The organism is Streptococcus suis (assembly GCA_022354845.1).
In the GTDB taxonomy this organism is placed as follows: domain Bacteria; phylum Bacillota; class Bacilli; order Lactobacillales; family Streptococcaceae; genus Streptococcus; species Streptococcus suis_AA.
Map to the genome: position 1 here is coordinate 840,614 of CP031970.1, position 15,707 is coordinate 856,320.

Annotated in this window: 12 protein-coding genes and 2 pseudogenes; 10 read left to right on the top strand and 4 right to left on the bottom strand. The window is 39.6% G+C overall.

The window, feature by feature from the left end:
- Positions 1-76 precede the first annotated feature (76 nt).
- Genes D2A30_04500 through D2A30_04510 form a run of 3 tightly spaced genes read right to left on the bottom strand, consistent with a single transcriptional unit; the run spans position 77 to position 1,875 of the window.
- Positions 77-646 (bottom strand): ECF transporter S component, encoded by a 570-nt coding sequence (locus D2A30_04500; protein ULL20904.1) that lies wholly within the window; start codon positions 644-646, stop codon positions 77-79.
- Positions 633-1,181 carry a phosphopantothenoylcysteine decarboxylase gene (gene coaC / locus D2A30_04505; GenBank protein ULL20905.1) on the bottom strand — a complete coding sequence of 183 codons (549 nt, stop codon included), beginning with the start codon at positions 1,179-1,181 and terminating at the stop codon, positions 633-635. The genes D2A30_04500 and coaC overlap by 14 nt, the downstream gene beginning before the upstream one ends.
- Positions 1,174-1,875, bottom strand: a complete 702-nt coding sequence (locus tag D2A30_04510) for a phosphopantothenate--cysteine ligase (protein ULL20906.1) — start codon at positions 1,873-1,875, stop codon at positions 1,174-1,176. Before D2A30_04510 ends, coaC begins: the two co-directional genes overlap by 8 nt.
- 191 nt (positions 1,876-2,066) lie before the next feature.
- Here D2A30_04510 and D2A30_04515 point away from each other — a divergent pair, with 191 nt between their 5' ends.
- From D2A30_04515 to D2A30_04530, 4 genes are all read left to right on the top strand, one after another.
- Positions 2,067-3,737, top strand: coding sequence for a formate--tetrahydrofolate ligase (locus D2A30_04515; GenBank protein ULL20907.1), 1,671 nt, complete (start codon positions 2,067-2,069; stop codon positions 3,735-3,737).
- A 290-nt stretch (positions 3,738-4,027) separates the two neighbouring features.
- The gene (locus D2A30_04520) at positions 4,028-7,081 is read left to right on the top strand and encodes a type I restriction endonuclease subunit R (protein ID ULL20908.1); all 3,054 of its coding nucleotides are present in this window, start codon (positions 4,028-4,030) and stop codon (positions 7,079-7,081) included.
- 4 nt (positions 7,082-7,085) lie between these two features.
- On the top strand, positions 7,086-8,702 hold the full coding sequence (locus D2A30_04525) for an SAM-dependent DNA methyltransferase (protein ID ULL20909.1): 1,617 nt from the start codon (positions 7,086-7,088) through the stop codon (positions 8,700-8,702).
- A complete protein-coding gene (locus D2A30_04530) occupies positions 8,695-9,873 on the top strand; it encodes a restriction endonuclease subunit S (protein ULL20910.1) in 1,179 nt (392 codons plus the stop codon). Before D2A30_04525 ends, D2A30_04530 begins: the two co-directional genes overlap by 8 nt.
- 233 nt (positions 9,874-10,106) lie before the next feature.
- Here the strand turns inward: D2A30_04530 and D2A30_04535 are convergent, their stop codons facing one another.
- A complete protein-coding gene (locus D2A30_04535; protein ID ULL20911.1) occupies positions 10,107-10,883 on the bottom strand; it encodes a hypothetical protein in 777 nt (258 codons plus the stop codon).
- A 331-nt stretch (positions 10,884-11,214) separates the two neighbouring features.
- Between D2A30_04535 and D2A30_04540 the strand changes: the two genes are divergently transcribed.
- The 6 genes and pseudogenes from D2A30_04540 to D2A30_04565 all read left to right on the top strand — a co-directional run bounded on the left by D2A30_04540 (position 11,215) and on the right by D2A30_04565 (position 15,654).
- Positions 11,215-11,832, top strand: a complete 618-nt coding sequence (locus tag D2A30_04540) for a DUF5052 family protein (protein ID ULL20912.1) — start codon at positions 11,215-11,217, stop codon at positions 11,830-11,832.
- Complete coding sequence (locus D2A30_04545; GenBank protein ID ULL20913.1) at positions 11,833-12,330, top strand: N-acetyltransferase family protein; 498 nt, start codon at positions 11,833-11,835, stop codon at positions 12,328-12,330. It abuts the gene before it with no gap.
- 1 nt (position 12,331) lies between these two features.
- Positions 12,332-12,984, top strand: a pseudogene (locus tag D2A30_04550) (DNA alkylation repair protein).
- Between the two features lie 8 nt (positions 12,985-12,992).
- Positions 12,993-13,284 (top strand): annotated as a pseudogene (locus D2A30_04555) (DUF1905 domain-containing protein).
- Between the two features lie 287 nt (positions 13,285-13,571).
- Positions 13,572-14,648: an aspartate-semialdehyde dehydrogenase gene (locus tag D2A30_04560; GenBank protein ULL20914.1), complete on the top strand. Its 1,077-nt coding sequence runs from the start codon at positions 13,572-13,574 to the stop codon at positions 14,646-14,648.
- Between the two features lie 70 nt (positions 14,649-14,718).
- Positions 14,719-15,654, top strand: a complete 936-nt coding sequence (locus D2A30_04565; GenBank protein ULL20915.1) for a 4-hydroxy-tetrahydrodipicolinate synthase — start codon at positions 14,719-14,721, stop codon at positions 15,652-15,654.
- Positions 15,655-15,707 lie beyond the last annotated feature (53 nt).

Consider the following 15,707-nt stretch of genomic DNA (forward strand, 5'->3'; position numbering starts at 1 on the left):
AAAATTTTTCTATTAAACGCTTTCAGTATACCATTTTTGAAAGAAAAAATCACGCTTTCACGTGATTTTCTGATATTTATTTTTGGATTTTCTGTAAAGTTGGAACAAGCGCTGCAGTTAACACAGAAGAAATGATCATTTCTGCAATTGAATTGGTACCTAAAACGGTTGCTAACATTGCTTGAATATTTCCATCAAAGACAGAGGAGAAGAGGAAGAAAATACCCCCAAGTACAAAAATAGTATTGGTCATTGAACCAACTGCACCAGCAATGAACAACCCTTTGCGATTTTTTATCCATTTGTATATGAAATAAGGTGTAATTCCGATTAATATACGAGGGACAACTGCAATGATGATTGAATAAACATTACCATTCTCAACAAATGGCGAGAAAAGATAGCTGGTTGGTAGTAAGATGATAGTATTATGGGTCATACTCATCAAGCCCATGAGAGCCCCTAAGCAAGCCCCAACCCGTGGGCCGTATATAATAGAAGCAATAATGACTGGAATATGTACGATGGTGGGTTTAATTGGAACAGGCAATATATTAAAAATAATTGAACTCAATATATTGATGACAATCATGGCAGCAAAGAAGATTGCAATTGTAGCAATTTGATTCGATTTATTTTTTTTCATCAAGGGTGTTACTCACTTTCTCTAAAATATCAGTTACCTCAGCCAAGGCCCCAGTTCCAAAATCTCCACAGGCGAGCAATGCTTCCCGTGGCTTGACCTCGTCAAATCCATACTCTTCTAAGGTATTCAAATTCTTCTGAGTTGCAGGATTGAGGTACATATTAGTATTCATAGCGGGGGCAATCAATTTTGGGATTCCAATTGGCAAAGCCAATGCTGTGGCCGTAACTATATTGTCAGCCATACCGTGGGCCAATTTTGCAATGGTATTGGCTGAAGCAGGCGCAACTAGGAATAAATCCGTTTCTTTTGCAATATCAATGTGTTTAATGAGACTGGGATCTTCTTCCACCATGACATCAGTATGGACAAGATTTTTGGAAAGGGATTGAAGTGTAAGTGGAGTAATGAAGTCGATAGCAGAGCGACTCATGAGCACGGTCACCTTATGGCCAAGTTTTGTTAATTGACTGGTCAAATCAGCAGCCTTATAGGCTGAAATAGAGCCTGTCACGGCAAGTGTTATATTAGCCATTCTGTTCACCATTTTCTAGTGTATCTAAAATCAGCTGGGCAATGTCTTCCTTTGTGTTTGCCTGCAATTCTGTAGTCGGACTCACTAAAAATCCAATATGCTGATTTTCGCTGATGTCGTTCAAATCATTTGCAAGGATAAAATCAGCACCATTACGAGCAATACTCTGACGTGCCACCGCAAATAATTCTTCTTTTGGAACACCAACTAAAAGCTTAAATCCTATCAGCGTGATAGTCGGATTCCATTCCTTAACATAGGATATAACCTTGGGTGTTTTTTTCAGAAAAAGAACTTGATACTCATCGTTGGAGGAAATCTTGCTTTCTGTATTTTGTTTATCCAGCAAGCTAGCAATGTCATCCGTATTTTTAAGTTCATCTAATCCAGTCATGTAAACAGGTTTATAGTCAGAAACAGCCATACTATGGATGAGAGCCTGGTGTGTATTGACCAAAGGTTCTAATGCAGCTTTCAAACTTTCTACATTTGTAATCTGGACAATGGTTAACCGCTCATGAGGCGCTGGCTTTACAGCCTGCTTCGTCGTAACCAGAGTAACCTCGTGCCCTGCATCCAAGGCTTTTTCAGCAATCAATTTTCCTAAATGACCAGAGGCGTGGTTTGTTATGGCGCGGACTTGATCGATGGCTTCACTAGTCCCACCAGAAGTAATCAATAATTTCATATTCATATTTTACTAAAATTTCTATTTTTAGTAAAGTTTTAGAGACCGTTTTCAATTAGGAAATTGCCAAATAAATCATTTATATTGGAAATAAGACTAGTAAAATACGTACGTTTTTAACCGATGATATTGAAATAATACATGATTTACGAAATCTGTGCTATACTATATCTATATAAAAGGGTATAGGAGAAGTTATGAAGTCAGATATCGAAATTGCACAAAGTGTAACTTTGAAACCAATCACAGAAATCGTTGAAAAAGTTGGTATCAGCTTTGATGATATTGAACTTTACGGAAAATACAAGGCAAAATTGTCTTTCGATAAAATCTATGCAGTCAAGGAAAATGCGCCTGGTAAGTTGATTTTAGTAACAGCTATCAGCCCAACGCCAGCTGGTGAAGGTAAGTCGACCATTACCATAGGTTTGGCTGATGCTCTTTCTAAAATTGGAAAGAAAACCATGATTGCGTTACGCGAGCCTTCATTGGGTCCAGTGATGGGGATCAAGGGTGGCGCTGCAGGTGGAGGATTTGCGCAGGTCTTGCCGATGGAAGACATCAACTTGCACTTTACTGGCGATATGCATGCCATTACGACGGCTAACAATGCTCTTTCAGCCTTGATTGATAACCATCTCCATCAGGGAAATGCATTAGGTATTGACCAACGCCGTATCATCTGGAAACGCGTTGTTGATTTAAATGACCGCGCTCTTCGTAAGGTAACTGTTGGCTTGGGTGGTCCGCTCAATGGTATTCCTCGTGAAGATGGATTTGATATTACCGTAGCTTCTGAAATCATGGCAATTTTGTGTTTGGCGACAGACATCAATGACTTGAAAGAACGGTTGGCAAATATTGTTATTGGTTATCGTTTCGATCGCAGTCCGGTCTATGTGCATGATTTGGCGGTGGAAGGTGCTTTGACCCTCATTTTGAAAGACGCTATCAAGCCAAACGTAGTCCAAACGATCTATGGCACGCCAGCTTTTGTTCATGGTGGACCATTTGCGAATATTGCTCATGGCTGTAACTCAGTTCTTGCAACTACAACAGCTCTGCGCTTGGCAGACTATACTGTGACTGAGGCAGGCTTCGGTGCAGACCTTGGCGCAGAAAAATTCCTAGATATCAAAGTTCCAAATCTTCCAAAAGCACCTGATGCTGTGGTAATTGTAGCGACACTTCGTGCCCTTAAAATGCATGGTGGTGTAGCTAAGTCAGATCTTTCTGCTGAAAACGTAGAGGCTGTGAAAGCTGGTTTTGCAAATTTGAAACGCCACGTTGAAAATATTAAGAAATTTGGTATTCCAGCAATTGTAGCAATTAATGAATTTGTATCAGATACTGCTGATGAGATTGCAACCTTGAAAGAACTGTGTGCTGAAATCGGTGTACCAGTTGAATTGGCAAGTGTTTGGGCAAATGGTGCTGATGGTGGTGTTGAGTTGGCTGAGACAGTTGTTGCAACAATTGAAAATCAGGTTGCAAACTACCAACGCCTTTACAAATCAGAAGATAGCCTTGAAGAGAAAGTGACTAAGATTGTCACAGAAATCTACGGTGGTACAGGTGTTGTCTTTGAGAAGAAAGCACGAAATCAATTGGCTGAATTTGCCAAGAATGGATGGGATCGATTGCCAGTCTGCATGGCCAAGACCCAATACAGTTTTTCAGATAATCAATTTGCACTGGGTGCTCCAACTGGATTTGCAATCACCGTTCGTGAATTTGTTCCAAAATTGGGAGCTGGCTTCATTGTTGCCTTAACTGGTGACGTCATGACCATGCCAGGCTTACCAAAGGTACCTGCCGCACTTAATATGGGTGTAGCAGAAGACGGCACTGCAATTGGATTGTTCTAAGATGAAACAAAAAATCCGTTTTTTACGCGGATTTCAGATTGAAGAAAAAGTCCATTTTGGACAATTTTCTTCAATCTTTTTCTTTGTGTAGAAAATAAAAGCTCTTAGAAACATTGAAATATCAACATTTATGAGAGTTCAATAACTTGTCATCTTTTACAAACTTCTCCAATTTTTTATATTTTTAGGAGTTTGTCTACGTTCTGTAACCGTCCAATAGGGCGGTTTTTTGTCGGTGAGCACTTGTAAATATGGTATAATGATTGTTAAGAAAAGACTAGGAGATCTGTATGATAAGAAAGGAACACAATGAGTTTACAAGAGTTCAGTTGCCAGCTGCTTTGCATTTGACTCGTCTTGGATATGACTATCTTTCGGCTACAAGTGAAGAAATAAAAAACAGAGACTATTCAACCAATATCCTTCTATCGATTTTTAAGCGACAGTTTTTAACATTCAATAATTACGCAAGTGAAGCTGATTTTGAAAGAGAATTTGAGAATATCCGTTTAGAACTAGAACAAGATGATATCGGGTGTAGTTTTTTCAACCGTGTCCATGCAGACTCTGGCTACACCTATATCAATTGGGATAATATAGAGGAGAATACCTTTCATATAGCCTTAGAAGTCACCTGTCAAAATGGTGAGGAAGAGTTTCGGCCTGATATCACCGTTTTTATCAACGGCCTCCCTCTCAGTTATATCGAAGTCAAGCAACCAGATGCTATTCGTGATGGAAAAACAGGAATTAACTCTGAAAAAGAACGTACCAAGCTCCGCTATGAAAATAAAAAATTCAGACGCTTTAATAATATCACTCAACTCATCGCTATTTCAGACAATCTGCCCTACGATGATAGTCAAGGTCAGCAGTTCCAAGGGTCATTTTACTGTTCTAATGCCTATTCTGGTACCAAGTTCAACTCTTTCAAGGAAGAGCAGGAGAGACAAGTACAGTCTAGCCTGTCTAGCTTAACAGAAGAGATGATTGATTTGGTTCTCAAAGATGTCAATCGCTTTGCATTAAAGTCACAGGCAGAGTTTCGAACCAACTTAGAATCAGCTAGCCCATGTAACTCATTCCTGACCTCGCTGTATCAGAAAGAACGACTCTTTTTCATGCTTCGTTATGGTTTAGTCTATGTAGAGGAACGGGATAAAAAGGGGCAAATTCAACTTCAAAAGCATGCTATGCGATATCCTCAATATTTTGCGACCAAGGCGATTGAGCGAGGATTAGAAGACGGGATCAAGAAAGGAGTTATCTGGCATACGCAAGGTTCTGGTAAAACCGCTCTAGCATTTTTCAATATCCGATACTTACGAGACTTTTATGCTAAAAGAGGTGTTGTCCCGCAGTTTTACTTTGTGGTAGACCGATTGGATTTGGCTGATCAAGCCTATAAGGAATTTACCAAACGTGGTCTGAAGGTAAAACGCATTAACAAGCCGAGTGAGTTAAATCAGATTCAAGACCAATTCGATATCTCGGTTGTCAACATCCAAAAATTCAAAGAATCCTCTGATCTAACAGACCATTCAGGCTATGACTTGAATCGGCAAAATATCTACTTCATTGATGAGGCTCACCGTTCTTACAATGAAAAAGGTTCCTATCTGCCAAATCTGTATAATGCTGATAAAGAAGCTGTTAAGATTGCACTGACAGGAACGCCTTTGATTGCGACAAAGGCTGACGGAAAAACCAAGGAAACAGCTGTAACGACTCGTGATATTTTTGGGGATTATATCCATAAATACTACTACAATCAATCCATTGCTGACGGTTTTACCCTGCGACTGATACGAGAAGATATCGAAACCTCCTATAAAGAAACCTTACAAGTGGTGCATGAGGAGATTCAAAAGGGGACGCTGGATAAGAAATCCATATTTGCTCACCCACGTTATGTCTCACCAATGCTAGACTTTATTCTTGATGATTTTACAAGAGCACGAGAGATCATATTTGGCGACCAGTCCATCGGTGGAATGGTGGTCTGTGATTCTTCAGAACAAGCACGAGAATTGCACAAACAGTTAGAAGAACGCAGAAAAGCAGGGCTTACATCGTTTACTTCAACCTTGATTTTACATGATGCAGGGGATAAGGAATACAAGAAAGAAGAAGTGGATAAATTCAAGGACGGTCTGACAGATTTTGTCATCGTCTACTCCATGCTCTTGACTGGTTTTGATGCACCAAGGCTGAAACGGCTCTATCTTGGACGGAAAATCAAGGCCCATAATCTCTTGCAGACTTTGACCCGTGTCAACCGTCCGTACAAGGATTATGCTTTTGGCTATATCATTGATTTTGCGGACATTTCCAAGGAATTTGACAAGACCAATAAAGCCTATCTGGAAGAACTCAATCGGGAATACCAGGCAGCTTTGACAGAAGAAGACGGAGATAATCCTTTTGGAACTATTTTTGTGTCCCCAGAAGAAGTCCAGGAACAGCTAGCGAGCTCTAACCGAGTTCTAATGAACTATCCGACAGATAACTTAGAATTTTTCGGAAGAGCCATCGATGAAGTCAAGGATAGGAAAGAGTTAATCGCCCTCCGAAAATCTCTTGAAACCATTCGTCAATACTACAACATGGCACGTTTGTATGGCTACCACGATATTGTCAAACAGGTCAATATGGGAGAAATTGCTAGCCTTTTAAATATGCTGTCCCGCCGCCTCTTGACTTTGAGCTTGTTAGAAAAACCAGATAGTTTTTCTAGTCAGCAACTATTGAATCTAGCCATGTCTGAAACTAGCTTTAGTTTTACCAAGATAAAGGAAGAGGAACTACGACTGGCAGCCAATGATTTGGACGATATCCGCCGCCGTGTGGCCAATGGTATCAATTTGCGGAGGGATGAAAAAGATCCAGAATGGGTAAGTCTTTATGAAGAGTTTCAACGCATCCTAAACAAGCACATGACACAGGAAGTAGAAGGATATAGTCTCTCAACCATTAACGAAACCAAACAAGCCTATCAAAGTTTATTCGATTCAGTAGAAGACTATAAAACAAGAATGAATCGCTTGGCCATGAACTTTGGTGGAGATACCATGTCTGCCCGTGCCTTTAAGCACATTACCCAATCAACAGTTGTCAGTGACTTCCCAGCTATTTACCAGGTTCTAAAAGGTGCCAAACCTATGATTGATTATCAAATCGGGCTTAATCAAGGCATTCTGGAAAACGAAGCCTATTTGGTAGCGCAGATCAGGCAACTGGCCCGTAAAGAAATGATGAAAACAGAAGTAGGGAAGCAACTCAAACGAGTCGATTATGATAAGTTGATTCGTTCCCTAATGGAAGTCTATGAAGGAGAATATTAAGTAAATGGAAGAACATTATATCGTGCAGGTGCAAAGTCAAGTCCAAGGCTTGGTGGATGACCTAAAAGCAGTATTTACCCATGCAGGACTTGGAGGAGAGGCAGGGGAGTATAAACTTCTGACCCAGTCCTTCCTCTACAAGTTCTTAAATGACAAGTTTTTGTATGAAGCCTTGATTGTTGACAATCACTACGACTATCAAGGTCTTTTGGACTTGTCTGAAGAAGATTATGACTGGTTTTTAGATGATATTGGGACTAAAACCGCTCATCTAAAACCTGAACAATTGATTGAAAGCTTACACCGTCAACAGAACCAAGCAGATTTTGCTGAGATTTTTGAACAGACTCTCAATCAGATTGCCATTGACAACAATGCTATTTTCTCTGTTCATACGGATGGTGGAACAGATATTCGTCTCTTTGATCAACGCTTGATTACGGATACGATTTCAGATGCCAGCAAGCGAAATGAAGTGGCAGCTTCTATTATCAATCTCTTGGCGCGTGTTAAGTTTGACCAGCAGATTTTTTCACAGGGTTTTGACTTTTTCTCCACCTTGTTTGAGTACATGATTAAGGACTATAACAAAGACGGTGGTGGAAAGTATGCGGAATACTACACTCCCCACTCCGTTGCTAAAATCATTGCGGCGATTTTGGTGGGAAATGACCAGCCAAGTAACGTAAAAATCTATGATCCTTCTGCTGGTTCGGGGACTCTCTTGATGAACCTGGCCAGTCAGATTGGTACCGACCGTACCAGCGTTTACAGTCAGGACATTTCTCAAAAATCCTCCAATCTCTTGCGTCTCAACTTGATTCTCAATGGCTTGCAGCATTCCATTCACAATATCGTACAGGGAAATACCATTCTCAACAATCGTCATGTGGAGAAGATGGACTATATCGTGTCCAATCCTCCCTTCAAGTTAGACTTCTCAGAATGGCGGGATCAGGTAGAAAGCCTGCCAAATAGCAGTGAGCGATTTTTTGCCGGTGTGCCAAAGATTCCCAACAAGAAAAAAGAGAGTATGGCCATCTACCAACTCTTTATCCAGCATATCATCTATAGTCTTAAGGAAGACGGACAGGCTGCTATTGTCTTGCCGACGGGCTTTATCACCGCCCAGTCAGGTATTGACAAGAAAATCCGTCAGCACCTGGTCGATGAGAAGATGCTAGCAGGTGTTGTGTCCATGCCGTCCAATATCTTTGCGACCACAGGTACCAATGTCTCTATCCTCTTTATTGATAAGAAGAATAAGGACGATGTGGTCTTGATTGACGCTTCTAATCTTGGCACTAAGGTCAAGGAAGGCAAGAACCAAAAGACAGTCCTCAGCCCTGATGAAGAGAACAAAATCATCCAAACCTTTATCCAGAAAGAAGTTGTCGAAGACTTCTCTGTCAAGGTCAGCTATGAGGAGATTAAGGATAAGAACTACTCCCTCAGTGCAGGTCAGTACTTTGACATCAAGATTGACTACGTTGATATTAGCCCACAAGAATTTGAAGAAAAAATGCAAGGCTACCAAGACCGCCTAGCCAGCCTCTTTGCCCAATCCCATGAATTGGAAAAGGAAATAGCAGAGCAGATGAGGAGGGTGAGGTATGAGTGAGTGGATTAGTCTGTTAGATGCTTGTAATATTAGAACTGGTAAGTTGGATTCCAATATGGAGGAGCCTGAAGGAAATTATCCATTTTTTACTTGTGCTCCGAAACCACATAGAATCAACTCTTTTAGTTTTGAGGGTGATGTAATAATATTAGCTGGAAATAACGCGGCAGGAAATTTTCACTGTCAAAGATATTCCGGAAAATTTGACGCATATCAGAGAACGTATGTGATAACTGCGGGATCTAATTTTGACATTGATTATATTTTTTACTACTTAAAGCTTAATCTGATATATTTTTCAAAAAAATCACAAGGATCTCAAACTAAATTTTTGACAATGACCATTCTGAATGATTTTGTTATCAAAGTTCTACCTATTGATGAGCAGCAAAAAATTTCTAAATTACTTAAATTTCTTGACCAAAAAATCGCTCTGAATAACCATATTAACGAAGAGTTGGAGGCTATGGCTAAGACCCTCTATGATTATTGGTTTGTGCAGTTTGATTTCCCTGATGAAAATGGCAAGCCCTACAAGTCCTCTGGTGGTAAAATGGTTTATAACGACCAACTCAAACGGGAAATCCCAGAAGGGTGGGGAGTGGATTCGTTATGGAATATTGCTACTTTTTATAATGGTTTAGCTATGCAAAAATTTCGACCAGCTTCTGAAACTGATGAAAGTCTTCCAGTAATAAAAATCAGAGAAATGTTTTCTGGTTTTTCAAAAGATACAGAAAAAGCAAGCACAGCTATACCTAAAGAAGCTATTATTGAAGCTGGTGATATTTTATTCTCATGGTCAGCAACTTTAGAAGTTATACTTTGGGGAGGGGAGAAAGGGGCTCTAAATCAACATATTTTTAAAGTCACCTCAGAAAAATATCCAAAATCTTTTATTTATAATGAGTTAAGAAGTTACTTGAAAGTGTTCAAAACCATTGCTGAACTTAGAAAAACAACTATGGGTCATATTACTCAAGATCATCTGAAACAAGCTATGATAATTGTTCCTCCAAATGATTTAATAGATGAGATTCATAATCGCATATCCCCTATATTGAAGCAACAATTGGATTTGAAACAACAAAACCAAGAACTGACCCAACTCCGTGATTGGCTCTTGCCCATGCTGATGAATGGGCAGGCTAGGGTGGAGGATAAAACATAGAAATTGTAAGAAAATGGTTATTTAGAATTAGTACAGGGGATGTAGAAAATTTACCAATCTCCCACGAAGATGATGAGTCAGATATTCTTAAGATTTCAATTCCTGTTTCATTTCTCTGGATTGTAATATCAATAATAGGCATTATTAATTTCTGGTAGTTGTTAGACTCTTTAAAGTGTCGATATTGTATTATTGTTAAATCCCCCTAATCATTTCGACGAGGGGGATATTTTCTATGTTGTCTCCAATTCTTTTCCTTGTGGCAAAACAGTTTTGATTTCAATGGTGGAAGGGTTAGATTCTACCTTATTTTTCTGTCTATTTCGCTCTGAAAAATCTTGGCGAATATCGTTTAGGATTTGTAAGATGACCTTCTCACTAGCGTTGGCATCATAACTTACCTTATTGACCAAGTGGTTATACAGAAGAGAATAATCTTTGAACATATTTTTACGGATTTTAGCACTATCAATCTTGACACGTGTACTGGTATCTTGACAACGTTGGAGATAAAGGCTATAGGATTTTTCTTGACTGTCACGCAGATTGGCGACAGCCTCCTCTAACATCAGCATAGTGACAGCTTCGGAGTAGGGTGGCTGTGCGAGTCGAGCAAGCAGGGAATCCATCAAGGCAGATGATTCTTGCATATTTGCAGTTGGAGCAGTCTTATACAATTCGACCAGCTCTTGTAACAGGCGATAAGCCATTAACTTTTCAACTGTTCGAGCATTTTGAAAGAGTTTGAGACCACCTACAAAAGCCGAAAAATCAATATTTCGGATTTTAAGAGCTTGCTTCAGTTCCTTGGTCAAATCAGATCCTCGTTTTTGTTTGAGACTCTTTTTCATCAAAGGTAAGGAGTCTTCTAAACGTTGCGTCAGGTCAGCAACCATAGGATCATTGCTTGGAGAACGATACTGTTTTAGAGTATCAACTGTGCTACTCATGAGTTGAACAAACTCTGCCTGATTCAAATGTTGGGCGTATAGTGGAATGCGGATTTTCATTTAATATACCTCGCTTTATTTTTTTATCCGGTTATCTATTTATTCGTTAAAGTAAACCAAAAATGTACAAAATTTGAAAAATAGTTTTAAAAGTTTAAAAGTAGTATTCCAAACAAAATGATACGTTTTAAACTTTTAAAAGTTACCACAGACTTATTTTTACAATTTTTAAAAAGTTTTTTGATGTAAATCAGATTTCGGTAGCTTTTTTCAATTTGAAAAAGGGCAATACTGTTTATGGTTGCCTGATTATTTATAAAAGACAGTTAAATTTTTATATCAACTAAACTTTTCCATGTTACAATAAGGTATCACACTTTGGAGGTGTTATATGAGATGGAATAAAAAGATTTTATTGTCTGTTGTGTTGCTTGTTAGCTTGGTTTCCTTATCAGCCTGTCAATCGATTACGAACTGGTGGAAGAACACCAAGGAAGAATGGATTGGTCTAGAAATGACCGTTCGAACTTTTGATGAAAATTCTCAATTAATTGATGAAATGTCTGGGAAGTCCTTGTCAATTTCTCGCAACCAAGAGTTTGACTCTGTGGATGCTGAAGGCTACTCGAATTCTGATTCTTCGGTATTAAAAGTGACGCTCGGTAATTATGAAATCGACCATGTAGGCTCTTCTTTAATTGCTGCAGAAGAAGGTCTGGAGGATCTTTATGCCAAATACCAAACTACGGTAGATATTGCGAATTATGACCGTTCGATTCCCTTGGTGAATCGCATGGTTTCAAGTTTGAAAAATGATTTTACCGGAAAGGCAAAGGTGGTACTTATTCGGTCACAAAATGGTACACCTTTGGCAACGTATGTTGGAGATAAAGTTTCACTATATGCTTCAGATGCACCAAAGACTTCTGAGCTTTTAGTGGATGGCAAACGGTTGATTATCTATCGTTGTGACTATACCATTTATGACAGGGAGCTATTGGAGAATTAAATGATAGAGATTCGGAATGCGCAGTTTGAAGATGCGGCAAATTTGGTGGCCATTTATGCCCCATATGTTGAAAAAACTGCCATTACTTTTGAAACACAAGTACCTACAGTAGAAGATTTTGAAAATAGAATTAAAAAAACTATGGAAAAATTCCCTTATCTGGTCGCAATAGAAGAAGGACAGATAGTGGGATATGCCTACGCATCGACCTATTATGCTCGTGCAGCCTATGATTGGACGGTGGAATTGTCGGTCTATGTTCAAAAAGAAGCGCGTGGAAAAGGGGTTGGAACCTTGCTATACACTGCTTTGGAGGAGGAATTGACTGCGCGTGGGTTCAAAAACTTTTTAGCTTGCATTGCCTTACCAAATCCTGCTTCCATTGCCTTGCATGAAAAGAGAGGTTATGAGCAGGTGGCTCATTTTAAAAAAGTTGGATACAAATTTGGCATTTGGCATGATATCGTCTGGCTCCAAAAGTCTCTTGTAGGTGACTAAAATGGATTTTGTAGAATTGGAAAAACGATTGTTGGCCCTGGCAGAAAAAGGTCTAGCCCAGCCAATGAAAGCCTATATGAAAAACAACTTTGAGTTTTTAGGTGTTCGTAGTCCAGATCGTAGAAAAGCTGCCAAACAATTTTTCAAAGACTTCAAAACGCCAGAACTTGACTGGGATTTTGTAGAGGCTTGTTGGGACCAACCCTACCGTGAATTTCAATATGTCGCTATTGATTACCTCGTGGCTCATAAGAAAAACCTAGTATTAGCTGATTTACCCCGCTTGAAAAACCTGCCCAGACGGAGTCCTGGTGGGATAGTATTGACGGATTGGACAAACTCGTTGGCAAAATTATTTTGGACAATCCAGAGGCCAAGCAGGTGATGATTGACTGGAGTTTGGATGAGGATTTCTGGTTGAGGCGAATTGCTATTGACCATCAGCTTTTGCAAAAGGAAAAGACAGATATAGTACTATTGGAGAAGATCCTCGTCAATAATCTCAATCAGACTGAATTTTTTATCACTAAAGCGATTGGTTGGAGTTTGCGTGATTATTTGAAGACTAATCCTCATTGGGTTCGAGACTTTCTGGGAAAATACCAACATCAAATGGCAAGTTTATCGATTCGTGAAGCAAGTAAGTATTTATAGGTTGAATGATGACAAAAGTATATGAATTTCATGCAGTTATCCATCCTGTACCAGATAAGGGTGAAGCATATATTATTTTCCCATATGATATCCGTCAGGAATTCGGGAAGGGGAGAGTAAAAGTACATGCGACTTTTGATGGGCACCCCTATGATGGTTCTATTGTCAATATGGGAATGAAGGATGAAGTAGGCAATATTTGTTATATCCTCGGTATCCAAAAGGCTATTAGCGCTGCAATCGGTAGGTAAGCAACCTGGAGATACGGTGTTCGTAACTATTCGAGAGCGTATTGAGTAATTAGACTTGCAAAACTGTCAAATTATGATAGAATAGGTTTATGCGATGAGCCGAGTAGTGACTTAGTCACATTCGACGCTAGGGAGGTCTTCATTTAATTGAAACGCAGGAGCGGACCTTGAATAGTTGTTGTGAACCTGCTATTCTCATCAGCAATGATGCCCTTACCCACCATTTATGGTGGGCTTTTTTTCATTTTTATACTTTTCATTTATATAAAATGTGGTATAATTAAGAAATAATAAATTTTTAGAAAATTTTGAAGAATTGATCTAAAGGAGATACTTATGGCATATGTAGTGGCTGTCGTTGGTGCGACAGGTGCAGTTGGTGCGCAAATGATTAAAATGTTGGAAGCATCAACTCTTCCAATCGAAAAAGTACGTTTATTAGCTTCTGCTCGTTCTGCGGGAAAAACCCTTCAATTTAAAGGACAAGAGATTGTTATCGAAGAAACAACTGAAACTGCCTTTGAAGGTGTTGATATTGCGCTTTTCTCAGCTGGTGGTTCTACATCTGCTAAATTCGCTCCATACGCGGTTAAGGCGGGTGCAGTTGTTGTAGATAATACTTCTTATTTCCGTCAAAATCCTGATGTTCCTTTGGTTGTTCCTGAGGTTAATGCACATGCTTTGGATGCACATAATGGAATTATCTCTTGTCCAAACTGTTCAACTATTCAAATGATGGTTGCTTTAGAACCAATTCGTCAGAAGTGGGGCTTGGAACGGATTATCGTTTCAACTTATCAAGCTGTATCTGGTGCAGGTATGGGTGCAATCCTAGAAACGCAGGCTCAACTTCGAGATGTATTGAATGATGGTGTTGAGCCAAAAGCTGTTGAAGCAAACATTCTTCCTTCTGGTGGTGATAAGAAACATTACCCAATTGGATTCAATGCACTTCCTCAAATTGACCTCTTCACTGAAAATGACTATACTTACGAAGAGATGAAAATGACGAAGGAAACGAAGAAAATCATGGAAGATGATAGTATTGCCGTTTCTGCAACCTGTGTTCGTATTCCAGTTTTGTCAGCTCACTCAGAATCTGTTTACATTGAGACAAAAGAGATTGCTCCGATTGATGAAGTCAAAGCAGCAATCGCTGATTTCCCAGGTGCTGTTCTCGAAGATGATGTTGCCAACCAAATTTATCCTCAAGCAGTCAATGCTGTTGGAAGTCGTGATACCTTTGTTGGTCGTATTCGTAAGGATTTGGACAAGGAAAATGGCATCCATATGTGGGTTGTTTCAGATAACTTGCTGAAGGGTGCTGCGTGGAACTCAGTTCAAATCGCAGAAACACTACATGAACGTGGTCTTGTTCGTCCAACTGCAGAGCTGAAATTTGAATTGAAATAAGAACTTATTAACAGAAGTACACAAAAGGCTACGCTCAGCCTTTTTTAGCAGTAATAAGAGAGGAAGTACGATGTCTATTCAAGATTTAAGTGATGTAAAAATTTTCACAGCGATGATCACCCCTTTCAAAGAAGATGGTTCTATCAATTTTGACGTTTTACCAGAATTAATTGAGCATTTGTTGGCACATCATACGCAAGGTATTTTATTAGCAGGTACAACAGCCGAAAGTCCGACATTGACACACGAAGAAGAATTGGAGTTGTTTGGCGCAGTTCAAAAAATTGTCAATGGCCGTGTTCCTCTAATTGCTGGTATTGGTACCAACGATACCCGTGACTCAATTGAGTTTGCTAAAGAAGTTGCAGCTTTTGGCGGTTTTGCAGCTGGTTTGGCTATTGTGCCTTATTACAATAAGCCATCTCAAGAGGGAATGTATCAGCACTTTAAGGCTATTGCCGACGCTTCTGATTTACCAATCATTATTTACAATATTCCTGGACGCGTAGTGGTGGAAATGACTCCTGAAACCATGTTGCGTTTGGCTGAACATCCTAATATTATCGGTGTCAAGGAGTGTACTAGCCTTGCCAATATGGCTTATTTGATTGAGCACAAACCAGAAGATTTCTTAGTCTACACTGGTGAAGATGGTGATGCTTTCCATGCAATGAATCTGGGAGCTGATGGGGTCATCTCTGTCGCGTCCCATACTAATGGTGATGAGATGTACGAAATGATTTCCGCTATCGCTCAGCAAGATATCAAAACGGCAGCAGCTATTCAACGGAAATTTATTCCGAAAGTCAATGCCTTATTCTCATATCCAAGCCCTGCACCGGTGAAAGCAGTATTAAATTATCTAGGATTTGAAGTTGGGCCGCTTCGCCTACCACTCGTACCATGTCCTATTGAAGATGCAAAACGCATCATCAAGGTCGTTGTAGACGGCGATTATGAAGCAACAAAAGCCACCGTCACAGGAGTAGTCAGACCGGATTATTAAAACAGTCAGGGGATACGAATAGTTCAGTGAACTATTCGTACCTGAGCCTGAAA

Bases quoted from the DNA above. Each gene is read 5' to 3' on its own strand.
- D2A30_04525 (ULL20909.1), top strand. From the start codon at position 7,086: ATGGAAGAACATTATATCGTGCAGGTGCAAAGTCAAGTCCAAGGCTTG.
- D2A30_04540 (ULL20912.1), top strand. From the start codon at position 11,215: ATGAGATGGAATAAAAAGATTTTATTGTCTGTTGTGTTGCTTGTTAGC.
- coaC (ULL20905.1), bottom strand. From the start codon at position 1,181: ATGGCTAATATAACACTTGCCGTGACAGGCTCTATTTCAGCCTATAAG.
- D2A30_04545 (ULL20913.1), top strand. From the start codon at position 11,833: ATGATAGAGATTCGGAATGCGCAGTTTGAAGATGCGGCAAATTTGGTG.
- D2A30_04535 (ULL20911.1), bottom strand. From the start codon at position 10,883: ATGAAAATCCGCATTCCACTATACGCCCAACATTTGAATCAGGCAGAG.
- D2A30_04500 (ULL20904.1), bottom strand. From the start codon at position 646: ATGAAAAAAAATAAATCGAATCAAATTGCTACAATTGCAATCTTCTTT.
- D2A30_04510 (ULL20906.1), bottom strand. From the start codon at position 1,875: ATGAATATGAAATTATTGATTACTTCTGGTGGGACTAGTGAAGCCATC.
- D2A30_04520 (ULL20908.1), top strand. From the start codon at position 4,028: ATGATAAGAAAGGAACACAATGAGTTTACAAGAGTTCAGTTGCCAGCT.
- D2A30_04565 (ULL20915.1), top strand. From the start codon at position 14,719: ATGTCTATTCAAGATTTAAGTGATGTAAAAATTTTCACAGCGATGATC.
- D2A30_04560 (ULL20914.1), top strand. From the start codon at position 13,572: ATGGCATATGTAGTGGCTGTCGTTGGTGCGACAGGTGCAGTTGGTGCG.
- D2A30_04530 (ULL20910.1), top strand. From the start codon at position 8,695: ATGAGTGAGTGGATTAGTCTGTTAGATGCTTGTAATATTAGAACTGGT.
- D2A30_04515 (ULL20907.1), top strand. From the start codon at position 2,067: ATGAAGTCAGATATCGAAATTGCACAAAGTGTAACTTTGAAACCAATC.